At 73.9% G+C, this 21,807-nt stretch carries 26 protein-coding genes; 15 read left to right on the top strand and 11 right to left on the bottom strand.

What is annotated here, in order from left to right; translation table 11 throughout:
• Positions 1–115: 115 nt before the first annotated feature.
• Entirely contained in the window at positions 116–1,456 is a 1,341-nt protein-coding gene (locus HDA31_RS14365; protein ID WP_178065460.1) for an MFS transporter, read from the bottom strand.
• Positions 1,457–1,528: 72 nt separating this feature from the next.
• On the opposite strand from HDA31_RS14365, the gene HDA31_RS14360 reads away from it, so the two are divergent.
• Entirely contained in the window at positions 1,529–2,191 is a 663-nt protein-coding gene (locus HDA31_RS14360; protein ID WP_376701384.1) for a TetR family transcriptional regulator, read from the top strand.
• Positions 2,192–2,234: 43 nt separating this feature from the next.
• Here the strand turns inward: HDA31_RS14360 and HDA31_RS14355 are convergent, their stop codons facing one another.
• Entirely contained in the window at positions 2,235–2,981 is a 747-nt protein-coding gene (locus HDA31_RS14355; protein WP_178065459.1) for an SAM-dependent methyltransferase, read from the bottom strand.
• A 220-nt stretch (positions 2,982–3,201) separates the two neighbouring features.
• Here HDA31_RS14355 and HDA31_RS14350 point away from each other — a divergent pair, with 220 nt between their 5' ends.
• The 3 genes from HDA31_RS14350 to HDA31_RS14340 are packed head-to-tail and all read left to right on the top strand — an operon-like array spanning position 3,202 to position 5,957.
• Positions 3,202–4,521: a flavin-containing monooxygenase gene (locus HDA31_RS14350; RefSeq protein WP_178065458.1), complete on the top strand. Its 1,320-nt coding sequence runs from the start codon at positions 3,202–3,204 to the stop codon at positions 4,519–4,521.
• Positions 4,518–5,345 carry an SDR family NAD(P)-dependent oxidoreductase gene (locus HDA31_RS14345; protein WP_178065457.1) on the top strand — a complete coding sequence of 276 codons (828 nt, stop codon included), beginning with the start codon at positions 4,518–4,520 and terminating at the stop codon, positions 5,343–5,345. The genes HDA31_RS14350 and HDA31_RS14345 overlap by 4 nt, the downstream gene beginning before the upstream one ends.
• A 54-nt stretch (positions 5,346–5,399) precedes the next feature.
• Positions 5,400–5,957, top strand: a complete 558-nt coding sequence (locus HDA31_RS14340) for a GNAT family N-acetyltransferase (RefSeq protein WP_178065456.1) — start codon at positions 5,400–5,402, stop codon at positions 5,955–5,957.
• A gap of 16 nt (positions 5,958–5,973) precedes the next feature.
• Here the strand turns inward: HDA31_RS14340 and HDA31_RS14335 are convergent, their stop codons facing one another.
• On the bottom strand, positions 5,974–6,915 hold the full coding sequence (locus tag HDA31_RS14335) for a GlxA family transcriptional regulator (RefSeq protein WP_178065455.1): 942 nt from the start codon (positions 6,913–6,915) through the stop codon (positions 5,974–5,976).
• A gap of 71 nt (positions 6,916–6,986) precedes the next feature.
• Here HDA31_RS14335 and HDA31_RS14330 point away from each other — a divergent pair, with 71 nt between their 5' ends.
• Positions 6,987–7,322: a cupin domain-containing protein gene (locus HDA31_RS14330; protein WP_178065454.1), complete on the top strand. Its 336-nt coding sequence runs from the start codon at positions 6,987–6,989 to the stop codon at positions 7,320–7,322.
• A gap of 80 nt (positions 7,323–7,402) precedes the next feature.
• Positions 7,403–7,891, top strand: coding sequence for a DnaJ family domain-containing protein (locus HDA31_RS14325; RefSeq protein ID WP_178065453.1), 489 nt, complete (start codon positions 7,403–7,405; stop codon positions 7,889–7,891).
• 10 nt (positions 7,892–7,901) lie between these two features.
• Here the strand turns inward: HDA31_RS14325 and HDA31_RS14320 are convergent, their stop codons facing one another.
• From HDA31_RS14320 to HDA31_RS14310, 4 genes are all read right to left on the bottom strand, one after another.
• The gene (locus tag HDA31_RS14320) at positions 7,902–9,068 is read right to left on the bottom strand and encodes an erythromycin esterase family protein (RefSeq protein WP_074476434.1); all 1,167 of its coding nucleotides are present in this window, start codon (positions 9,066–9,068) and stop codon (positions 7,902–7,904) included.
• 435 nt (positions 9,069–9,503) lie between these two features.
• Positions 9,504–9,896 (bottom strand): Rossmann-fold NAD(P)-binding domain-containing protein, encoded by a 393-nt coding sequence (locus HDA31_RS31790; protein ID WP_219824924.1) that lies wholly within the window; start codon positions 9,894–9,896, stop codon positions 9,504–9,506.
• A gap of 66 nt (positions 9,897–9,962) precedes the next feature.
• Positions 9,963–10,184 carry an SDR family NAD(P)-dependent oxidoreductase gene (locus tag HDA31_RS31785; protein ID WP_219824923.1) on the bottom strand — a complete coding sequence of 74 codons (222 nt, stop codon included), beginning with the start codon at positions 10,182–10,184 and terminating at the stop codon, positions 9,963–9,965.
• Between the two features lie 32 nt (positions 10,185–10,216).
• Entirely contained in the window at positions 10,217–10,483 is a 267-nt protein-coding gene (locus HDA31_RS14310; protein WP_219824922.1) for a DsbA family protein, read from the bottom strand.
• A gap of 99 nt (positions 10,484–10,582) precedes the next feature.
• Between HDA31_RS14310 and HDA31_RS14305 the strand changes: the two genes are divergently transcribed.
• Positions 10,583–11,251 carry a TetR/AcrR family transcriptional regulator gene (locus HDA31_RS14305; RefSeq protein ID WP_178065452.1) on the top strand — a complete coding sequence of 223 codons (669 nt, stop codon included), beginning with the start codon at positions 10,583–10,585 and terminating at the stop codon, positions 11,249–11,251.
• A 256-nt stretch (positions 11,252–11,507) separates the two neighbouring features.
• Positions 11,508–12,416: an alpha/beta fold hydrolase gene (locus HDA31_RS14300; protein WP_178065451.1), complete on the top strand. Its 909-nt coding sequence runs from the start codon at positions 11,508–11,510 to the stop codon at positions 12,414–12,416.
• A gap of 42 nt (positions 12,417–12,458) precedes the next feature.
• Here HDA31_RS14300 and HDA31_RS14295 read toward each other — a convergent pair whose 3' ends face one another.
• Entirely contained in the window at positions 12,459–13,034 is a 576-nt protein-coding gene (locus HDA31_RS14295) for a maleylpyruvate isomerase N-terminal domain-containing protein (protein WP_178065450.1), read from the bottom strand.
• Between the two features lie 257 nt (positions 13,035–13,291).
• Here HDA31_RS14295 and HDA31_RS14290 point away from each other — a divergent pair, with 257 nt between their 5' ends.
• Complete coding sequence (locus tag HDA31_RS14290; protein WP_178065449.1) at positions 13,292–13,987, top strand: hypothetical protein; 696 nt, start codon at positions 13,292–13,294, stop codon at positions 13,985–13,987.
• Entirely contained in the window at positions 13,984–14,331 is a 348-nt protein-coding gene (locus tag HDA31_RS14285) for a transcriptional regulator (protein WP_178065448.1), read from the top strand. Before HDA31_RS14290 ends, HDA31_RS14285 begins: the two co-directional genes overlap by 4 nt.
• A gap of 129 nt (positions 14,332–14,460) precedes the next feature.
• On the opposite strand, the gene HDA31_RS14280 is transcribed toward HDA31_RS14285, so the two are convergent.
• The gene (locus HDA31_RS14280) at positions 14,461–15,195 is read right to left on the bottom strand and encodes an alpha/beta hydrolase (protein WP_178065447.1); all 735 of its coding nucleotides are present in this window, start codon (positions 15,193–15,195) and stop codon (positions 14,461–14,463) included.
• 256 nt (positions 15,196–15,451) lie between these two features.
• On the opposite strand from HDA31_RS14280, the gene HDA31_RS14275 reads away from it, so the two are divergent.
• Positions 15,452–16,282 carry a phosphotransferase family protein gene (locus HDA31_RS14275; protein WP_178065446.1) on the top strand — a complete coding sequence of 277 codons (831 nt, stop codon included), beginning with the start codon at positions 15,452–15,454 and terminating at the stop codon, positions 16,280–16,282.
• Positions 16,283–16,348: 66 nt separating this feature from the next.
• Here the strand turns inward: HDA31_RS14275 and HDA31_RS14270 are convergent, their stop codons facing one another.
• Positions 16,349–16,708 carry a hypothetical protein gene (locus HDA31_RS14270; RefSeq protein ID WP_178065445.1) on the bottom strand — a complete coding sequence of 120 codons (360 nt, stop codon included), beginning with the start codon at positions 16,706–16,708 and terminating at the stop codon, positions 16,349–16,351.
• An 88-nt stretch (positions 16,709–16,796) separates the two neighbouring features.
• Here HDA31_RS14270 and HDA31_RS14265 point away from each other — a divergent pair, with 88 nt between their 5' ends.
• Positions 16,797–17,654, top strand: a complete 858-nt coding sequence (locus HDA31_RS14265) for an alpha/beta fold hydrolase (RefSeq protein WP_178065444.1) — start codon at positions 16,797–16,799, stop codon at positions 17,652–17,654.
• Positions 17,655–17,707: 53 nt separating this feature from the next.
• Here the strand turns inward: HDA31_RS14265 and HDA31_RS14260 are convergent, their stop codons facing one another.
• Complete coding sequence (locus HDA31_RS14260; RefSeq protein ID WP_178065443.1) at positions 17,708–18,412, bottom strand: dienelactone hydrolase family protein; 705 nt, start codon at positions 18,410–18,412, stop codon at positions 17,708–17,710.
• Between the two features lie 162 nt (positions 18,413–18,574).
• Between HDA31_RS14260 and HDA31_RS14255 the strand changes: the two genes are divergently transcribed.
• From HDA31_RS14255 to HDA31_RS14245, 3 genes are all read left to right on the top strand, one after another.
• Positions 18,575–19,345, top strand: a complete 771-nt coding sequence (locus HDA31_RS14255; protein ID WP_178065442.1) for a phosphotransferase — start codon at positions 18,575–18,577, stop codon at positions 19,343–19,345.
• Positions 19,346–19,455: 110 nt separating this feature from the next.
• Complete coding sequence (locus HDA31_RS14250) at positions 19,456–19,881, top strand: Hsp20/alpha crystallin family protein (RefSeq protein ID WP_178065441.1); 426 nt, start codon at positions 19,456–19,458, stop codon at positions 19,879–19,881.
• A gap of 257 nt (positions 19,882–20,138) precedes the next feature.
• A complete protein-coding gene (locus tag HDA31_RS14245) occupies positions 20,139–21,797 on the top strand; it encodes an ABC-F family ATP-binding cassette domain-containing protein (protein ID WP_246383976.1) in 1,659 nt (552 codons plus the stop codon).
• Positions 21,798–21,807 lie beyond the last annotated feature (10 nt).

Here is a 21,807-nt window from a genome sequence, read left to right as displayed (position 1 = left end):
GAGGCGGAAGTCTAACGGCGGTGGCCGCCCGGCCTGGCCGGGCCTGCGGCGGCAGGTGGTTAACAAGGGACCCCTGCTCTACCGGAGGCGATAACAAGGGGCCCCTGCTTGCGCGTCAGCCGGCGGCGCGGGCCGCGCCGTCGAGGGTGTAGCGGCGTTGCAGCAGCACCGCGGCGAGCATCAGCGCGGCCGGCAGCAGCCCGAATCCGTAGCGGATCGCGGCCCCGGCCGCGTCCGACTGGTCGACGACCTGACCGCCGGTGGAGGCGACGAACCCGCCGGCGGTCAGGCACAGCGCGAACGCGTAGGGGCCCAGCGCCGCGCCGGTGGCCTCGGTGGCCGTCCACACCCCGGCGTAGGTGCCCGCGCCGGTGCCGCCGGCGGCGCGGATGACGTCGGGCATCATCGCGAACGGCAGCAGCTGCATGCCGGCGAACGCGATGCCGAGCACCGTCACCGCCGCGACCAGGACGGGCAGGCCGGCGGGGGCACCTGCGGCCAGGACCAGCGATCCGGCCGCGAACGCGCCCTGCGCGACCAGCAGGGCCCGCTGCTTGCCGACGCGGCGGGCCGCAGCCAGCCACACCGGGGTGACCAGCAGCGCCGGGGCGACGAACGCGGCGACCAGCACCGTGGTCAGCGCCGGGCGGCCCAGCTCGTACTCGGCGTAGTACGGCACCCCGGCCAGCACCAGGTGTGTCGTGGTGGACATCGCCAGGTAGGCGGCGACCAGCCAGCGGAACTGCCCGTCGCGCAGCGCCGCCGCCAGCGCCGGCCAGCCGCCCGGCGCGTGGCGGTGCGCGGTGACGCCGGCGCGCCGGCGCAGCCGGCCGATGCCGGCGACCCCGGCCAGCATGGCGACGCCGGCGGCGACGCCCAGCAGCAGGCCCATCCGCTGGTAGCCGCCGCGGGTCGCGGCGTCCCCGCCGGCCAGCAGCGGCGCGAGCAGCCCGGAGACCAGGATCCCGGCGGTGAGCACCACCATCCGGAACGCCATCAGCCGGGTCCGCTCGTGGTAGCCGATCCGCAGGTCGGCCGGGGTGGCCAGGTAGGGCACCTGGTAGGCGGCGAACAGCAGGTTCCCGGCGACGAACCAGGCCGCGACCCACCCGGCTGCGGCCGCGCCGGCGAGGCCGCCGGGCACCGCGAACAGCGCGGCGAACGCCGCCGGCAGGGCGCAGCCGGCCAGCAGCAGCCGCCGCCGGTCGCCGCGGCGGGCCGACCCGGCGTCGCTGAGGTGGCCGACCCACGGGTGGGCCAGCACGTCGACGACCTTCGGGGCCAGCAGGACCAGGCCGGCCAGCCACGGCGTCACCGCGAGCACGTCGGTGAGGAAGTACAGCAGCAGCAGGCCGGGTACGGTGACCCACACGCCCATGCCGAGGGAGCCGGCGGCGAAGCCGAGCAGCGGGCCGCGCGGCAGGTCCGCCCGTGGCGCGGGGGCCGGGTCGGTCATGGTGGGGTCCTCTCGGCGGCACGCCGCCGCCAAATCCAACGGTCGCTGGATTGTAGGGGGACAATGGCGCCCATGACCATGCCCCGACGGCGGCCCGGCCGACCCCGGCGTTCCGAGAGCCGGGACACCCGCGAGGTGGTGCTGACCGCCGCCACCGCGCTGTTCGCCGCCCGGGGCTTCGACGCCGTCGGGCTGCGGCAGGTCGCCGCCGCCGCCGGCGTCGACGTCGCCACGGTCTCCCACCACACGGGCACGAAGGCGCAGCTCTACGACGCCTGCTTCGCCCGGGTGTTCGTCGCCGAACGCGACGCCCTGCGGGCGGCGACGCGCGCGGCCCACGACGCCCTCGACACCGGGCCCGCCGCCGCCCGGGGGGCGCTGCACGACCTGGTCGACGTGTTCGTGGACTTCCTCCAGGAGCACCCGCAGACCACCGCCCTGTGGCTGCGCCGCTGGCTGGAGCCGCACCGGCACGCCGACCTCGACGAGCGGTACTCCGCGCCGCTGTACGAGCTGGTGGAGCAGCTGCTGCGGGCCGCGGCGGACGCCGGGGCGCTGGTCGAGCCCACCCCGCACATCACGGTGCGCAGCCTGGTCTGGGCCGTGCACGCGCACGTGGTGGCGCTGGCCGCCGACGCGGCCTCGGCGCAGCGGGAACGCCGGGAGTTCCGCGCCTTCGTGCACCGGTTCCTCGACGGCCTGTACTGGCCCGGCGGGCGACCGGACGCGCGATAGCCGGCGGCGCACGGGACCGGCCCGCGCGCCGCCGGCGGGATCGTCAGCGCCGCATCAGCGCGAACACCCCCCACCCGAGGTGGGGCCGCTGGTAGCGGACGTACTGCTGCGGCGCGGCGTCGAGCTCGGCGCGCAGCTCGCCGGCCAGCTCGTCGTCGGGGTGGGCGTCGAGCCAGCGGCGCACCGACAACCACTGCGCGGCGACGTAACGGTCCCAGCTGTCCTCGTCGGCGAGGACCATCTCCACCAGGTCGAAGCCGAGCCGGCCGTAGCGGGCGACCAGGCCCGGCAGGTCGTGGAAGTCCTCCCGGGCCGTGGCGTGGCAGGCCGCCACCGTCGCCTCGTCGGGCGGGTCGGCCTGCCAGAACGGCTCGCCGACCAGCAGCAGGCCGCCGGGGCGCAGGGCGCGTTCGAGCAGCTCGATGGTGCCCGCGACGCCGCCGCCGATCCAGGTCGCCCCGACGCAGGCGGCGACGTCGACCGCGGCGTCGGCGGTGTACGCGGCGGCGTCGCCGTGCACGAACGTCACCCGCCCGGCGACGCCCAGCTCGGCGGCGCGGGCCCGGGCGGCCTCGACGAAGGCGGTGCTGATGTCGACCCCGGTGCCGGTCACGCCGTGGGCGCGGCTCCACTGGCAGAGCATCTCGCCGCTGCCGCAGGCCAGGTCGAGCAGGGTCGTGCCCGGCCGCAGGCGCAGCGCCCGCCCGAGGGTGGCGAGCTTCTCGGCGGTGAAGGGGTTGTGGATGCGGTGGTCGCGTTCGCGGATGACAAAGCTACGTGGCAGGTCCACTTCTCGGTTTCCTCACGTCGGGGGCGGGGGTCTGCTGGGCGGGCGCGCTCGACACGGGCATCCGGAACACCTCCACGGGACGTGAGGTCCGTAAGGTAACCGCGGCGCGCGGCGGCGTCGACCGCATTACCGGCCCGCGCGGGCCGGACGTCTTGACGCCGGGCCATCGACCCCCGCATTATCCATCGAGTGTTGGATTAACGTGGGGGAGGACGACGACATGGGGCAGTCCCCACGGGTCGCGGTGATCGGCGCCGGCGCCGCCGGCCTGGCCACCCTCAAGGCCCTCGCCGACGCCGGCGTGCCGGCCGTGGCCTTCGAGACGGCCGACACCGTCGGCGGCCTGTGGGTGTACGGGGCGCCGGACTCGCCCGCCTACCGCACCCTGCACCTGAACACCAGCCGGACCCGCACGCAGTTCGCCGACCACCCCATGCCCGCCCACTGGCCCGACTACCCCCACCACACCCGCGTCGCCGGCTACCTGCACGACTACGCCCGGCGCTTCGGGCTCCTCGACGCCGTCCGGCTGCGGCACACCGTCGTCGGGGTCACCCGTGGCCCCGACGACCGGTGGACCGTGCGGGCCACCGGCCCCGACGGCGTCAGCGAGGTCACCGTCGCCGCCGTCGTCGTCGCCAACGGCCACAACCGGGTGCCCCGCCCGCCCGAGCCCCCGCCCGCCGGCGACAGCACCGCCGAACAGCTCCACAGCCACGCCTACCGCGGCCCCGAGCAGCTCGCCGGCCGGCGGGTCCTCGTCGTCGGCGGCGGCAACTCCGCCATGGACATCGCCGTGGACGCCTCCCACACCGCCCGACGCACCTTGCTGTCGCTGCGCCGCGGCGTGTGGGTGGTGCCCAAGCACCTGCTGGGCCGTCCGTCGGACACCCTCAACGGGGCGCTCGCGCGGCGGCTGCCCTGGCGGCTGCGCCAACGGATCAGCCAGGCCCTGCTCACCGCCACCGTCGGCCCGCCCACCCGCTACGGGCTGCCCGCCCCCGCCCACGGCCTCCTCCAGGACCATCCCACCCTCTCCGACGCGCTGCTGTCGCGGCTCAGCCACGGCGCGATCGAGGCCCGCCCCGGCATCGCCGCGTTCCACGGCGACGAGGTCGAGTTCGCCGACGGCCGCGTCGACGCCGTCGACCTGGTCGTCTGGTGCACCGGCTACCGCATCGAGATGCCGTTCCTCGACCCCGCGCTGCTCGGCGCCGGCCCCGACACCCTGCCGCTGTACCGGCACGTGTTCCACCTCGACGCCCCCGGCCTGGCCTTCGTCGGGCTGACCCAGTCCACCGGGGCGGCGTTTCCCCTGCTGGAGGCGCAGGCCCGCCTCGTCGCCGCCCGCCTCGCCGGCCGGTACGCCCCACCGGCCCCGGCGGCCCAACGCGCCGCCTGCCGCGCCGAACTGCGCGCCGCCACCGCCCGGTGGGGGCACCGCCGTCCGGCGATGCGCGTCGACTTCGACACCTACCTGGCGCAGCTCGGCCGCGAACTGGCCGCCGGCGCCCGCCGCGCCGCCCGGGACGCGACGTGACCGCCCTGACCGGCCGCCGCGCCCTCGTCACCGGCGCGCGCGGCACCTTCGGCCGGCGCCTGTGCGCGGCCCTGCACGCCGCCGGCGCCCACGTCGTCGGCCTCGACCTGCACGCCCACGACCACCCCGACACCCCGGTGCTCGGCGTCGACCTGACCGACCCGGCCGGCACCGCCGCCGCCGTGACCGCCGCCGTCGACCGGCTCGGCGGCCTCGACCTGCTGGTCAACAACGCCGGCGTCGGCGGCCCCGCCCCCGCCGAACTCCCCCCCGACGACACCGTGCGCCAACAGCTCGAGGTGAACCTCCTCGCCGCCTGGCGCACCACCGCCGCCGCCCTGCCCGCCCTCGTCGCCGACCACGGCCGGGTGATCTTCGTGGCCAGCCGGATGGCGGTGCTGCCGCTGCCCCTGGCCGCCGCGTACGGGGTCAGCAAACGCGCCCTCGTCGCGTACGCCGACGCGCTGCGCCTGGAGGTCGGCACCCACGTCGGCGTCAGCGTCGTCTACCCCAGCATGGTCGCCTCACCCATCCACGACAGCACCGCCCGCGCCGGACTGTCCCTGGACGGGGTGTCCCGGCCCGAACCCGTCGAGGGCGTCGTCGCGGCGATCCTGCGCGCCGCCGCCGCCCGCCGCGCCCCGCGCGACGTGGCCACCACCGCCCGGGGCCGCCTCGAACTGGCCGTCGCCCGCCACGCCCCCGCCCTGGCCGACCGCCTCGTGCGGCGCACCGTCGCCCGCCGGATCGCCGCCGGTGACCTCGACGCCGCGCCGCTGGCCGCCGGCCTCGTGCGCCGCCACCGCCATCCCGGGACGCCCTGACCCCGGCCCGCCCACGGGACGACGCCGGCCGCGGCGGCGGGCGACACTATGGGGATGTCCATGCTCCTGCGGGTCCCCGCGACCCCCCACCACGGCGGGCTGGAGCTGCGCCCCTGGCGCGACGGCGACGTTCCCGAGCTGATCGAGGTCTACCGCGACCCGGTGCTGCGCCACTGGACCCGGCGTCCGGTCGACGACGCCCGAGACGCCCACCGGTGGCTGGTCCGCAGCCGGCAGGGCTGGGCCGCCGGCCGCCGGTTCGCCTTCGCCGTACGCGAACCCCGCCCCGGCGGCGACCGCCTCGTCGCCACGGTCGTCCTCAAGGACGTCCTGCCCGGCCGCCCGCACGCCGAGGTCGGCTACTGGACGGCCGCGTGGGCCCGCGGGCGCGGCGTCGCGCCGCGCGCCGTGCAGGCGGTCACCGACTGGGCGTTCACCCGGTTCGCCGCGACCGGCCTGACCCGCCTGGACCTGCTGCACCAGGTCGACAACACCGCCTCCTGCCGGGTCGCCGAGAAGGCCGGCTACCCGTTCCAGGAGACGCTTCCCGCGCGGGCGCCGTTCCCGCTCGACGGGCACCGCCACGCCCGCCACGCGGCCCCCCGAGGGTGAGCAGCAGCGCGCGGCATCAGGTCGCGGAGCCCCGGAACGCCCGCCGGTAGGCGCCCGGGGTCGCGCCCACCCGAACCCGGAAGCGACGGCGCAGATTCGCCGCCGAGGTGAGGCCGACCCGGACCGCGACGGCCTCCACCGACAGGTCCGTTTCCTCCAGCAGCGTGCGTGCCCGCGCCACCCGGCGAGACAGCAGCCACGCGCCCGGGCTCGTGTCGAGCTGCTCGGCGAACCGTCGGGCCAGCGTCCGGGGCGAGACGTGCAGATACGCCGCAAGGTCACTCACCGACAACGCCGTTCCCAGACGCGCCTCGGCCCACTCCAGGAGTCCGTCCAGGCTGTCCGTGGCCGGCGCGGTCAGCACGGGCTGGGTCTGGCCGCCGCCGCGGTGCGGTGGCATCACCATGTACCGCGCGACAAGCGCCGCGTGCCCGACCCCGTGATCCTTCCCGACGAGGTGCAGGCACAGGTCGATGCCGGCGCCTGCGCCGGCGCTCGTGGCCACGTCCCCGTGATCGACGTAGAGCACCTCCGCGTCCACGCGCACCCGGGGGAACTCCTGCCGCAACTGCTCGGCACGCGCCCAGTGCGTCGTGGCCGAGCGGCCGTCCAGCAGGCCGGTACGGGCCAGCGCGAACACGCCGCCGCAGATCGTGACGAGCCGCGCCCCCCGGGCGTGGGCCCGCAGCAACGCACGGCGCACCCGTGCCGACAGCGGCGCCTCCACCGGCGCCCAGCCCGGGATCACCACGGTGTCCGCGGAATCGAGAGCCGAAAGATCCCGCGACACCGACAGCGCGTACCCGGCTGACGTCGACACCTGCCCGGGCCTCTCCGTGCACACCTCGAACTCGTAGTGGCGGGGCGTACCAGGGGGCACCGTACCGAAGACCTCGGCGGCGCAGCCCAGCTCGAACGTCGACTGCACCGGTCGTACCAGGGCGACCACGCGATGCATGGCGAGAAAGTACCCCACGGTGTCCTCGTCGCCGCTGTCGTGCGGGGCTCCCCGGCGGCACCGTGGAGGGCATGCATCCAGAGATCCTGGCCCAGGAGGGCTACACCGCCGTACGCGTCGAGACGGCCCCCGTCCGCGAGCTCTTCCCCGGCGTCCGGCTGCGTCCGCTGTGGCGGGGACCGCACGGCGCGCAGGCCGCCGTGCTCGAGATGGACCCCGGCTCGTCGTGGCCGCGCCGCGACGTCCACACGCCCGGCCCCGAAGAGGTGTACGTGCTCGACGGCACGTTCCACGACGGCGCGCGCGACTACCCGGCGGGCACGTTCCTGCACGCCCCGGCCGGATCGTGGCACGTGCCCGCGACCGTCACCGGCTGCAGACTGTTCCTCTTCTACCCGGCGGGCTAGGGCACCGGGACCACGCGACCTCACCGCGCCCCGGTCACCGACACGGCCGGACGGGTACCGTGGGGCCGGGGAGGTGCCGGGTGAGCGACAGGTGGGAGGCCGCGGCCGAGGCGCAGATCCGCACCGCCCAGGAACGCGGCGAGTTCGACAACCTTCCCGGTGCGGGCAAGCCGCTGCCGGGCCGGGGCACGCCCTACGACGAGTCGTGGTGGATCAAGAGCTTCCTGGATCGTGAGAAGCTGCCCAGCGACCTGCTGCTGCCCACGCCGCTGCTGCTGCGCCGCAGGATCGAACGGCTGCCCGACGAGGTGCGGGGGCTGCCCACCGAGGCGGCCGTGCGGGCGTACGTCGCCGACCTCAACCGGGAGGTCGTCGCCTGGCTGCGCAACCCGACCGGCCCGCAGGTCGTCGTGCGTCCCGCCAACGCCGACGAGGTGGTCGCCGGGTGGCGCGCCGACCGGGAACGCGCCCACGCGCAGGCGGTGGCGGCGGCGCGGCCGGCAGCTGCGCCGCCGCGCGGCCCCGGCCCTCGCCGCCGCCGGTGGCGGTGGCCGTGGCGGCGGCCCTGACGTCCCGCTGCTAGCCGGGCGCACCCAGGTCGACGGCCTGCCGGACGAAGACGACGCCGTCGATCACGTCGAGCCGGGCCGGGTCCAGCGGGAAGTAGGCGAAGTCCCGGGAGACACGGGGGGAGGCTCCGGCGGCCACCTGAGCCAGGTGCCGGCCGCCGACCAGGGCAGCGTCCCACGGCAGGGTGGCCAGGACGCCCTCGGCGCAGTCCGCAGCCGGGGTGTCGCCACCGACGGCACCGAAGGCCGAGGCGAGGTAGGCGTACCGGTCGCCCAGCCGGGCCGCGGTGATCGCCCCCGCGCTCCACATCTGCACGTGCTGGTCGCCGAGCGACAGGCGGCTGCGGTGGCGTTGCAGGTGGAGGTTGTGGGCGAAGACCAGCGCCGGGCCGTGCGCGGCGACGGCACACAGGTTCGCGGCCATCATCGCGTCCCGCAGCGCCGACAACCGGGAGATCCGGGCCGCGCCGGGGTCGGCCATCGCGTGATGGTAGCGGAGCAGGCCGACGGCGGTACGTCCGTAGAGCTGCGCCCGCTCCCGGTCGCGCACGCCCAGCTGCGGCAGCTGCGTGTCGAGCAGCGCCACCAGCTCGTCGGCGATCACCCGCAGCCGCTGGGCGTCGGCGGACCGGCCGATCGACCGGGCCGGGTCCATGACCGTGGCCTCGTCCGACCACCGCTCGTCCGGGCCGAGCAGCGCGTCGAGGGTTTCCCGGGTGCAGGGCAGCGGGCCGTCGAGGAGGCCGTGCAGGGCGGTGAGCGCCTCGCGGGGGCTTGCCGCCCAGTACTCCAGCGGGCCGTCGACCCCGAAGAACCGCAGCTTCTCGTCGTGCTTCTCGTTGTGGGCGCGCATCCAACGCACGAGCTCACGATTGGCCGGTGACGCGCCGAAGCCGTGGCTGAAGCCGCGCGCCATGACGTCGTCGAGGTCACCGGCGCCGGTCGCGAGGTGGTCGTCGACCACGAGGCCCTTCAGGCAGTCGCTCTCGATGGCGAACGACCGGTAGCCCTCGTGTTCGACCAGGTGCCGGAAGATCTCGTTGCGCAGCTCGCCCAGCTCCCCCACGAAGTGCCGGGCCTCGCCCAGGCCGAGCAGCAGGGGACGGGCGGGCAGGGAACGCAGGAGGGCCGAGATGGCGGCCCCGTCGAGTTCGCGGGCCATGTTCCGGATAGTCATTCCCTCAACGGTATCGTTGAGCGAACGGTGTGAACTTTTCCGATGACGACAGCTCCGCATCGAGGAAAAGCCTCCAACGACGGGTCGGGGCGGGGCGGCGGCGTCGGTCACCGGTCGGGCGACGCCCGCGCCGCCAAGGCCCGACTCGGGTGAAGTGTTTGCTCCGGAGCCGGGTCGTTCAGGTGGGCGATATCGGGGAGGGCGACAGGTGGGCGCGTTCGCCCTGGGCGCTGAAGAGCGTCAGCAGCTCCGCGGCCTGAGAGTCGGCGCTGCCGATCTGGTGCGGGACGCGGTGTCGAACTCTGCGCGAGAGGATCGACGGATCCACCGGCCGCTGACAGCCACCGCGGCCGACCCTCGATCGCCACCGCACGCGCACATCCGCTGCTTGATCGGACGTGCCCAACTCGGCGGATCCCGGAGGGTTCCGGGCTGTCAGAACGCGCTGTAGTGGTGCTCGGCGCCCTCCCGCTTGGTGTAAAGGTCCCAGTAGTGCCGGGCGATCGTGTCGGGCTGGGTCTCGGGGCCGCCGGCGCCGATCCAGACCGAGAGGGGGACGTGGGCGGCGTAGACGCCGGTGCCGTCGGTGACCTGGTGCAGCTTGAGGACCCAGGAGCGCAGGGCCGCGCCCGCGATGGCGATGTTGGCGAACTCCGGCGATGCCTGGGCGGGGTTGACCGAAGCGCCGCCGGTGGTGAACAGCAGGGTGCCGCTGCCGCGTTCGAGCATGTCGGGCAGGACCTGCTGGGCGGCGGTGATGCCGCCGTACAGGTAGTAGTCGAGCTGGGGCTGGATGTTCTCGACGGTGACGTCCAGGGGACCCGCCATGGTGATGCCGGGAACCGGGGTGTGCGGGGCGGGCGAGTATTCCAGGACGTCGACGGTGCCGAAGCGCTACTTGATCCGGGCGAAGGCGTCGACCAGCGAGGCGCGGTCCATGACGTCGGCGGCGAAACCGGCGGCGTCGACACCGGCCTGGCCGAGTTCGGCGGCGAGGGCGTCGAGTTTGCTCTGGGTACGGGACACGAGGGCGACGGAGAAGCCGTTGCCGCCGAAGGTCTTCGCGATGGACTGGCCGAGGCCGGAGCCCGCGCCGACGATGGCGATGGTGGGCATGGTGGTTCCTTTCGGGGTGTGCCGGTGGGTTGTCAGCTGCAGAGCCCTCCCGGCCGGCAGCTGTCGCCGTCGGACACGAGGAGGATCTCCGGGATCGTCATCGGTTCGGCCGAGGCGTCCGGGTCCAGCTCGAACGAGCGCAGCGTGAGCGTAATGCCGGCGGCCCCGGCGCGGTTCATGGCGTGGCGTAGCCGGTGGCTACCGAGGTAGCACCAGGGGCAGCCAAGGTCGGTCCAGACCTCGACCGTCAGCGGACCCGCTGCGGGCGGGGCGTTCGTCACCGTTGCGGTGTCCGTCATCGCTGTCTCCTGATCACGTCACGAATAAGTGGTGCCTTGCCTCCACTTGACCGTAGCAGGTAAGTGGCGTCGCAGCTCCACTTATGCGATCGTGAGAGTGTGACGAGCCGGACACCCACCGAGAAGCCCCTGCGTGCCGACGCTGCGCGCAACCGCAACGCGATCATCACCGCCGCCCGGCACGCGTTCGCCGAACAAGGGCTACAGGTGCCGCTCGACGAGATCGCCCGGCGGGCCGGCGTCGGGGAGGCGACCCTGCACCGGCGCTTCCCGGACCGCGAGTCCCTGATCGCCGCCGCGTTCACCGACAAGATGACCGACTACGCCAACGCCGCGGCGCAGGCGCTCGCCGACCCCGATCCGTGGGCCGGGTTCTGCGGCTACGTGCGCCGGGTGTGCGCGATGCAGTCCGGCGACCGCGGCTTCGCCGACCTGCTCACCCTGACCTTCGCCGCCACCAACCCCGCCATCGAGGACCTCGAAGGCCGCCGCGCGGGCGCCTACCGCGACTGGGTCACCATCGTGCGCCGCGCCAAGACCTCCGGGCAGCTGCGCGCCGACTTCCACCCCGACGACATGATCCTGCTGCTCATGGCCAACGCCGGAGTCGTCGCCGCCACCGTCGGCACCGCCCCGGACGCCTGGCAACGGATCGTCGAGTACCTACTCCAAGCATTCACCACCGAACACGCCCGCGAGCTACCCGCCCCACCGCCGCGCGAAGCCCTGCTCCGAGCCATGCACCGCAGTCAGCAGGCCGCGGTCTGAGCACCGGCGCCCGTTCCATCCAGGCCCGTCACGGTACGGACAACCCGGCAGGGGCGCCGCCCGCGCTCGTGGCCGCACAGGTGGGCAGAAACCGAAGCTGTGGGGTTCGTGCGGGGCGGACGCCGTCCAACCCGCCGCCACGGCACGCAGAGGCTCAACGCGCCCTCGCCTACCTCTCCATTATCCCATGAGCACCATTTCCGGCTACAAGGGGTAGCGGCTTCGGGTCCATCCGGTGACGGCTACGGTGCCCGGCATGCTTACTGGTGAGGAGAAGTTCGTTCGTTCCGGGCGAGTCCGGTTGTGGACCGAGCGTTTCGGTCGCCCTGACGACCCCACTGTTCTGTTGGTCATGGGCACCTCTACCCAGGGCATCGGCTGGCCCGATCAGCTCGTGGAAGCTCTCCTGGACAGCGGCCGGCAGGTGATCCGGTTCGACCACCGTGACACCGGCCGTTCCGACTCCGTCGACTTCACGACGCATCCGTACGCGCTCGCCGACATGGCAGCCGACACGACCGCCGTTCTGGACGGTCACGGAGTCACCGCCGCGCACGTCGTCGGGACGTCGCTGGGCGCGGCGATCGGGCAGTGGCTCGCCGTGCATCAGGCAGCCCGTGTCCGCACCCTGACGGCCATGGCTTCCTCTCCCATGGGGAACAACCCCGGCCCGGCATGGGCGCGGGCGATGGCAGGTCAACCGGCTGCGGCCGACGAGCTCCCGCCTCCGACGGCACGGTTCCTCCACCACGTGCTGGACTCGGTGAAGGCGCCACGCACGACGGCCCAGCAGCGCATGGACGCCGACATGCAGACCTGGCGAGTGCTCAACGGCGATGTCCTGCCCTTCGACGAGGCCGCCGCGCGACGGTTCGTCGAACACTGCTACGCCCGGGCCGACAACGTCGCTGCCGCCTCGAATCACGATCTCGCCGGCCGGCGCTGGGGCGACGACCGGCGGGCCTCCTTGTCCCGCATCACCGCTGCGACCTTGGTCCTGCACGGCAGCGACGACCCGCTGTTCCCTCAAGCCCACGGCGAAGCCGTCGCGGCGCAGATCCCGGCGGCGCGCCTGGAGATCGTGCCTGGAATGGGCCACCATCCCTTCTTCTCGCCGGGGCTGACCGAGCGGATCGCCCGCTCGATCATCCGCCACACGACCTGATTCCCAGCCGAACGGGGATGTCCGCCACCGGCTCAGGCCCGGTCAGGGCAGGGCGGCCTGCCACGTCCACGCGGCGCGGCGGGGCCGTCCGTCGAGCTCGGCCCGTCCCGTCATCCACAGCAGCACCTCGGCGGGCGGGCCGGGCGGGGCCTCCGGGAACAGGCGGGCCAGCACGGCGGCGGCGGGCGCGGCGGGCGGCTGCCAGTCGACGCGGAGGCCCCGGGTGATGTCGTGGGTGTGCAGGAGGGTCTCGGCCACGCCCATGGCGGCGAACCCGGCCGGGTCGCAGGGGCCGAAGTGCCAGGCCCGCAGGTCCGGGTCGGCCGCGTCGACGGCGGTGGCGAGCAGTCCGCCGCAGGCGGCGACGACGGCCAGCACCCGGGCGGGCGTCGCGGTAGGGGAGACCCGCAGGTCGAACGGCAGGTAGCCGTCGGCGGGCCGGCCGGCCAGCTGCCCCGCGTACGCGAGCAGGTCGTGCGCCACGTGCGCCGCCGTGGTCCAGCAGTCCCACTCCAGGGTTCCGGCCGGCACCGCCCAGTCGCGTTCGGTGTGTGGCCGCAGGACGCGGCCCATCTCGTCGACGGCGGCGCGTACGCCCGCTCCATCCGTGCCCGTCATGCCCCGACCGTGCCAGCCGGCGGCCCGGCCGACAAGCCAGCTAATTATCGGATTACCGGTAACGGCAATACGGCAATTGGACGCCGCAAAACGGGCATATCATCAGCACATCATAATGACAGTTATGTGCGCTGGGCGTCGTGCATCTCGCGGGTCGACGGATGCGGTGGTCAATGAGTCGCCGTGTGGACCGGTGGCGCCGAAAGGGCGCGAACGTGGCACTAGCGCCAATAGGTTTGCTGTGGAAACCTATTGGCATGACTACTGAGCCGGTTGCTGCCGGCGGCGATCCCCGCCGACTGCTGTCTGACATTCGCTCTCTGGCGCACCAGGTACGCCTCGACCAACGGATGACCTGGGTCGCCCTGCTGGTGCTGGGCGCGGTGACGCTCGTCGGAATCCCGTTCGACTGGCTCGCCATGACGGTGCACTGCCACCCCGACACCAGCTGCGAGTTCGCGCGGCGGGGCGTGCTGTTCTACTGGCCCTCCGCGCTCCTGCTGGCCTACACGGCGATCGCCGTCTGCTATTCGCGGGCCGCCCGGTCACGGGGTCTGGGTGCCCGGACGTTGCCGTACGCGATCGTCGGCGCCGCGACGACCGTCGTGTTCACCGCCGCGTGGGTGGCCGCAGCCCTGTACTTTCCACATCACCCGCTGCCGCACCAGTCGCTGCCGTACTGGTGGTTGGTCCTGGACCGGTTGGTCTCGCCGTGGGGCATTATCGGGATCGCGCTGGTGGTGCTGGCCCGGATCGAGCGCAACATCGGGCTGCTGCTGTTCACCCTCGCCTACCTGGCCCTGGTGCTGCTGGTGCTGCCGATGAACGAGGGCTGGGGACTGGCCGGCTGGGGAATTCAGGCCCGATTCGCGGCACCGCAAGTCGTCAGCGGCGTGCTGTTGCTGCTCGGCGCGGCCGGGTTCTTCAGAGCAGCCCGCAGGCGGCAGCGGTGACGGCGACGATCGGCGCCCCGGACCCGGGCCCAGGGCACCCGGTCACCGGGCTGGACGAGGTGGTGCACCAGCGGGCACGGCTGGGCATCCTGACCATCGCGCACGAGGCCCACCGGGTCGAGTTCGGCTACCTGCGCACCCACCTCGAGCTGACCGCCGGCAACCTCTCCAAGCACCTCAGCGTGCTGGAAACGGCCGGCCTGATCGAGATCCAGAAAGGCTACGAGGGTCGGCGCGGCCGTACCTGGATCACCCTCACCGCCGCCGGAGCCACCGCGCTCGCCGACGAGATCGCGCGACTCAAGCAGCTCATCGCCCGCGTCGAGACGACCAACTGGCCGTAGCGTCAGCTGGCAGGCCCAAACAGGACGGGATCTGCCAGCTGACGCGATCGGCCGGTTGCGCATCTCCTGCTGGCTACCGCCATGCAGGAGGACCGGCGGCCGGTGCGGCCTTCTGCTGGCCTGCGGCGGCTAGCGCAGGTGCCGGGCGAAGAACCCGGCCGCGTCCTCCCCGGCGAACTGCGGGACACCGGTGTGTCCGCCCATGTTGGCGTGCAGCGTCTTCTCCGTGGAGCCGAAGGCGTCGAACAGGTCCAGGGCCGCCTGCCGGTCGTTGCCCTCGTCGTCCCACTGCAGCAGGACGTGCAGCGGAGTGGTGACCTGTCGGGCCTCCTCGAACATGACGCGGGGCACGAGGCTCCCGGCGAAGAGGCCGGCGGCCACGATGCGGGGCTCGACCACCGCGAGCCGGATGCCCACGGAGATCAGCCCGCCCGAGTATCCGACCGGGCCGCCGATCTCGGGCAGCGCCAGGAGGGCGTCCAGGGCGGACCGTAGTTCCGGGACCGCCCTGTCGACGAGCGGGAGGATGAGGGCGTCGACGATCTCGTCGCTGACCGGCCCGCCGGCCTCCAGCGCCCGGCGCAGGTCGGCGCGGGCCTGCTCGGCGGCGGCCCAACGGGGCCGGTCACCGCTGCCGGGAAGCTCGATGCACGCCGCGGCGAAGCCGTCCGCCGCGGCGTGCCGGGCCCGGGCCACCAGGCGGGGGTACATCCTGCGCAGTCCGAGCGGAGGGTGGCCGAGCAGGATCAGCGGGACCGGCGCGGATGCGGATGCGGGCGTCCACAGGATGCCGGGGATCTCGCCGAGGGCGAACTCGCGTTCGAGGACGCCGTCGTCGAGGCGCTGTTCGGTAGTGAAACGCATGGTCGTGCCTTTCGGGATCGCTCGTAACGGCGCTCCCGGACGACCTACCGCCCGACCGTGGCCCCGCAGGGGAGCACCCATGTCGAAACATTCACGGGTACCACCTCCTCGGTCCCTCGCACGGCCTCCCGAAAGCTAGCAGTGGCCGCCGTGACCCGCCAACGTGTTTCCGCCGTGCTCCCGAAGCCGGCCGTCGTCGGGGACCGGACGCCGAAGCGCGGCTGCGGCACACGAACACCGGACTACGGTGGTGGCGATGCAGGCGTTCGAGGCTCAGCAGGCGACGCGGGCAGCCGTGTCGATCGGCTCGTCGCTCGGCCTGGCCGTCCACGACGCCGTCGTCCTGCACAACTCGAACGCGCTCACCCTGCGTTTACAGCCCTGCGACGTGCTCGCCCGGGTGGCGCCGATCGCACACCAACGCGCCCAACTTGAGGTGGACGTCGCTCGGGGGTTGGCCGGGGCCGGGAGCCCGGTGGCCGCGCTGGAGTCGCCCGAGGTCTTCGTCCGGGGCGACTACGTGGTCACCCTCTGGACCTACTACGAACCGGTGACCACCCAGCCGATCCCCAAGGCCGAGTACGTCGGCGCGCTCGAACGCCTGCACGCCGGCCTGCGCAGGATCGACCTGCCCGCCCCGCATTTCACCGACCGGGTCTCTGCGGCCCAGAGGTTGGTGGCCGACCACGCCCGAACGCCGGAACTGGCTGCCCCCGACCGGGCCTTCCTCGCCGGCACGTTGGCCCGGATGCGCCGAGCGGTCACCGACAGCGGCCGGCCCGAGCAGCTCCTGCACGGCGAACCCCATCCGGGCAACCTGCTCTCGACCCGGGCCGGCCCGCTCTTCATCGACTTCGAGACGTGCTGTCGGGGGCCGGTCGAGTTCGACGTGGCCCACACGCCCGACGAGGTCGCAGGCCACTATCCGGGGGCCGATCACCGGTTGCTCCGAGACTGCCGGGCCCTCGTGCTGGCGATGATCACCGCGTGGCGTTGGGATCGCGACGACCAGTTCCCCGACGGCCGCCGGCTCGGCATCGAGTGGCTGAGCGAACTCCGTAGCACAGCGGGCGGCCTGGACGAGTAATCCGACTCCGGATTCGGGATCGGACAGCTCAGCCTCCGTCGCGGATAGCGACGCCGGTAGGCACCGTCATTCCCCCACGCTGAAGGTGTGGGTGAAGGTGATCGGCGTAACTGTGATGGTGAGGTCGCGCAAGTCACTGCGGCCGAATGCCATCGTCCAGCGCTGCCAGCGGCGGGCTGAGGCTGCCCCGTACGAGGGGTGGACCAACTCGCCGGTGTCGCTGGTGGCAGTGACGCTGACGGTGTCGATTCCCGACAGTCTCCATGCCCCTTGCTGGAGTACGCCCGGTCCGTCCACGTCGACGACTTCAACCACCAGCGACAGCCCGTGCAGGCCATCGACCAATCCCCAGTGCGTCACGGCGATGGTGCCGACACGACCGAGGATGGCCGGTGGACGGATGAGACGAGGCGCGGAAATCGTCATGGATCACACGATAACGACACGCCGAACTGCGTCAGGGGCGCACGGCGTGCACGATCGGTATCGGAACGATCCCGCTACGCCCACGTCCATGACCGAAGCCCTGATCGAGGTGGATGACGGCACGCGGCTGCGGACCTGGACCACAGGCCCGGCGAACCCGCAGACGCTGTCCCTGGTGATGCTGCACGGCGGCCCCGGGATCCGCGACTATCTGGCCCCGGTCGCCGGCATCGTCGACGACCGGTATCGGGTGCACCGCTACGACCAGCGCGGCACCGGCGGGTCCTCCTGGACCGGGCAGCACACGATCGCCTGCCACGTGCGCGACCTGGCGTTGTTGCTCGACACGTGGGGACACGACCGGGTGGTGCTGGCCGGGCACTCGTTCGGCGCCCACCTGGCCAGCTACTTCCTGCTCGCGCAGCCCGATCGGGTGGCCGGGCTGGTGCAGCTCGCCGGGCCCTTCCTGGCGCCGTGGCGGGAGGCAGACCGGGCAGCACAGCGGGCCCGACGCACCGACGCGCAGCAGGCCAGGCTCGACGCGGTGGAGTCCCGCACCGACGCCGAGGAGATCGAGTACCTGACGCTGTCGTGGTGCACCGACCACGCCGACCGGGGCCGGGCATGGGAGTGGGCGTCGGCGGCGGCGCGCTCGCTGCGGCCCGTCAACTACGCGATGAACCACCAGCTCAACGCGGCGGCGAAGGCCGACCCGCTCGAATCTCGCGTGGACGAACTCCGTGAGCGGCTGCCGCCCGACGCGATGATCATCGGCGGTGCCGGCGACAGCCGCCCCGCCGATGCGCTGCGCCGTCTGGGGGCACGTCTCGGCTGCGAGGTGACCATCGTGCCGGACGCGGGTCACCATCCCTGGCTGGAGGCGGCGGAGCGGTTCGCCGCGGTGTTCCGCGCCGCAGTGGGCAGGCAGGCCCGTCGGGGCGGTTGATCAGGCCGCCCGCCCCGTCCGGTGACCGGTCCAGGGCGGGCGGCGACCGTCGGTCAGTGCGGGGGCGTGAGGTGCCGGGTGAAGAACCGGACCGCGCTGTCCAGCTCGTGTTCGGGCAGCCGGTCGCCGTGCCGGCCCGGGTTGGCGTGCAGGGTCTTCTCGGCGGAGCCGAACGCGTCGAACAGGGCGAGGCTCTGCGCGCGGGGGACCCGCTCGTCGTCCCACTGGACCAGGAACTCGACGGGCACGGTGATCCGCGCGGCGGCCTCGACGGCGGCGCGGGCCGAGGCCCCGCCCAGGCCGAGGACCGCCGCGCGGACCCGGGGTTCGGCGGCCACGAACGGCACACCGAGCCCGCAGCCCAGCGAGACGCCCCAGTAGCCGACCGGTCCGGGATCGAGGCGGTCCAGGACGGCCCGCCATTCCGGTACGGTCTGCGCGGCGACGAGCGCCTGGAAGTCGGCGAGCAGGGGTGCCGGGTCGTCGCCGGCGTCGGCGCGGGCCCGGATCTGCGTGGCGATGCGCTGGTAGCGGTCGTCGCTCGGGCGGTCGCCGTGGTTCGGTGCGTCCACCGCGACGACCGCGAAACCGCTGGCTGCGAACCGGTGGGCGCGGTGCACGACGGCGGGGGCGGTCTTGTGCTGGCCGCCGCCGTGGCCGATGAGGATCAGCGGGTGGGGGTCGGTGGTGCTGTTGTCCGGGGTCCACCGGACAGCGGGCACACCGTCGACGGTGAAGTGTTCTTCGTGGATGCGCATGCCGAATACGCGCCTTTCAGGGATGCCTTGTGCAGGCGCTCCCTAGGCCATGCGGGGGAGGGAGCCCCGACCGGTCGCAGCGTTGATCGGACCCACCTCCTCGGACAGTGCTCGTGCACGGCGGGGTGACCGTATCACCCGCCCGTGCGCGAGGATGGGACCGTGGGTGAGGAGCAGCGACTTCCCGGCGGCAATACCGGCGGCGCGGTCCGGGTCGGCGACACCATCCGGCGTACGCCGGGGCCGTGGACGCCGTCGGTGCACGCGCTGCTGCGGCACCTGGAGACGGTCGGCTTCGACGGGGCGCCCCGGGCGCGGGGCTTCGACGAGCACGGGCGGGAGGTCCTGTCGTTCCTGCCCGGGGAGACGGTCGGCGCGGCCCGGCCGTGGCCGGCCTGGGCGCACAGCGACGACGCGCTGCGCCAGGTGGCGCGGTGGCTGCGGGACCTGCACGCCGCGGTGGCGGGCTTCGTGCCGCCCGCCGGGGCGCGGTGGCGCGAGGGCGGCGCCTGGCGGCCGGGGCTGATCGTCGGGCACAACGACGCCGCCCCGTACAACGCGGCGTGGGCCGACGGGCGGCTCGTCGGGTTCTTCGACTGGGACTTCGCCGCCCCGGTCACCCGCGAGTGGGACCTGGCGTTCACCGCGTTCGCGTGGGTGCCGCTGCACGCCCGGCACGTGGTGGCCGCCGAGGGGTTCACGGCGTTCGCGGACCGGCCCCGGCGGCTGCGGTTGTTCCTCGACGCCTACGGTCACGCCGGGCCGGTGGGGCCGTTCGTCGAAACGGTCCGCCAGCGGGTGGCCGCGTCGGCCGAGGGCATCCGCCGCACGGCGGCGGCCGGCGACCCCGCGTACCGGATGATGGTCGACCGCGGCGTCGACGCCGCGCTGGAGACGGCGGTGCGGGATCTGGCCGACTTCCCGGTCGGGTGAGGCGGCGTCGGGTTGACACGGCCGCCGGGGCGCGCTATCAAAGAACCAGGACTTGAGTCGCCCAGACTCAACTTGACGTCTTCGGCCAGGAGAACCGAGGAGGAACCACGATGCTGATGCGCACCGACCCGTTCCGTGAGATCGACCGGCTCGCCGAGCATCTGCTCGGCACCAACTCCCGCCCCGCCGTGATGCACATGGACGCCTACCGCGACGGCGACTACTTCTACGCCGCGTTCGACCTGCCCGGGGTGGACCCGGACAGCATCGACTGCACCGTCGAGCGCAACGTGCTGACCGTCCGCGCGCAGCGCCGCCGCCCGACCGGCGACAACGTCGAACTCGTCGCCGCGGAGCGCCCCATGGGCACGTTCAGCCGGCAACTGTTCCTCAGCGACACCCTCGACACCGACCGCCTCGAGGCGGGCTACGACAACGGGGTGCTGACCCTGCGCATCCCCGTGGCCGAGCGGGCCAAGCCCCGCCGGGTGGCCATCGCCACCGGCGGCAACGGCCACCGGCAGATCGACGCCTGACCCCGACGCCCGCGGTCAGGGCGCCCGACGTCGGGCGCCCTGACCGCCCCGCACCGGGTAAACCGGTCGCGGGCGGCGGCGGGGGATGCCAGACTCGACGACGTCCCCGCAGCCGAGACACCGGAGCCGACCAGCACATGTGATCCCGCAGGCCGCGGCCGGGCCGACCGCCCCGCCGCCACGCGCACCGACCGGCCGCCCGTCGTGGGCGCGCCGGCCCGCCTGCCGTCCCGCGGAGGATCACCGTGTTGAAGGCCGTGTCCGTCAGCTTGCAGTACGACGCCGAGCCGCTGTTCACCGGCGTCGACCTGATCGTCAACGCCGGCGACCGGGTCGGCCTGGTCGGCCCCAACGGGGTCGGCAAGTCCACCCTCCTGCGGGTGCTCACCGGGGCCGAGCCGCCGTCGACCGGGCACGTCGCCGTCGCCCCCGGCATCCGGATCGGCTACTTCGCCCCGCAGCCGCCCGACCCGACGGTCACCGTCGGGCAGTTCCTCGCCGCCGGCCTCGGCGAACTGGGCCGGCTCGACCGGCGGCTGCGGGCCCTGGAACGGCGGCTGGCCGGCGGGGACACCGCCGCCCTGGACGCCTACGGCGAGGCCCAGGACCGCTTCGCCGCCCTGGACGGGTGGCGGGCGCAGGCCCGGCTGGCCGAGGCCCGCCAGCGCCTCGACGTGGCGGACCTGCCCGACGACGCGCCGCTGCACCGCGTCAGCGGCGGCGAGCAGGCCCGGCTGACCCTGGCCCGGGTGCTCCTGGACACCCCGGACCTGCTGATCCTCGACGAACCGACCAACCACCTCGACGCCGACGGCATCGCCTGGCTCGGCGGCTGGCTCGCCGCGTTCGGCGGCGGCCTGCTGGTGGCCAGCCACGACCGGGCGTTCCTCGACCGCACCGTCACCCGCGTCGTCGAACTCGACGGCATCCACGACACGCCGCAGACGTACACCGGCGGGTACACCGCCTACCGGGCGGAGAAGACCCGCCGCTGGCAGCGGCTGCTGCTGGACTACGAGGCGCAGGAGAAGACCCACCAGCGGCTGCTGGCCGACATCGCGCGCACCAAGGAACACGCGCGCGGGGTGGAGTTGACGGTGCGCCGCGGCCTCGGCGCCGACCAGGCGCGCCGCTACGCCAAGAAGGTGGCGCGTAAGGCCACGGCGCGGCAGCGGCGGCTACGCCGGCAGATGGACTCGCTGCGGTGGCTGGCGCAGCCGCAGACCCGCCCGACGCTGACCCTGACGTTGCCCGACCCGGCCGGCGACGACGGCCGGGACGTGCTCGCCGCGCGGGGCCTGACCGCCCGCGCCGGCGACCGGTCCCTGTTCGCGGGCGTGGACCTGCGGCTGCGCGCCGGCGACCGGGTGCTGCTCACCGGCGACAACGGGGCCGGCAAGACCACGCTGCTGCGCATCCTCTCCGGCCTGCGCGACCCCGACGCCGGCCGGGTCGACCGCGGCGCGCCGGTGGCGCTGCTGCCGCAGACCCACGACGCGCTGCGCACCGACGTCGCGGTGCTGACGTGGTTCCGCTCCCAGGTGCCCGTGTACGTCGACGAGGCCGAGCGGCTGCTCGACGCGCACCTGTTCGGCCCGGACCAGTGGGACCAGCCGCTGCGGCTGCTGTCGGCCGGGGAGCTGCGCCGGCTGCTGCTGGCGGTCATGGTGAACGGTCCGGCGCGGGTGCTGCTGCTCGACGAGCCGACGAACTTCCTCGACTTCGACTCCCTGGACGTGGTGGAGGAGGCGCTGCGCGCGTACCGGGGCACGGTGGTGCTGGTGACCCACGACGTGTGGTTCGCCGACGCGGTCGGCTACGACCGGTGTTGGCGGCTCACCGGTGGCGGGGTGGGCGTGGAGCCAGGACCGGAAAGCCCCCGGGCGCGCCTCACCGCCGACGCGGGCGAAGGCTGAGAACCTTTCA

Origin of the sequence: Micromonospora carbonacea, from assembly GCF_014205165.1 — a bacterium.
Taxonomy (GTDB): Bacteria; Actinomycetota; Actinomycetes; order Mycobacteriales; family Micromonosporaceae; genus Micromonospora; species Micromonospora carbonacea.
Note: the sequence above shows the minus strand (reverse complement) of the source record. Positions and strands in the feature narration are given on the sequence as shown.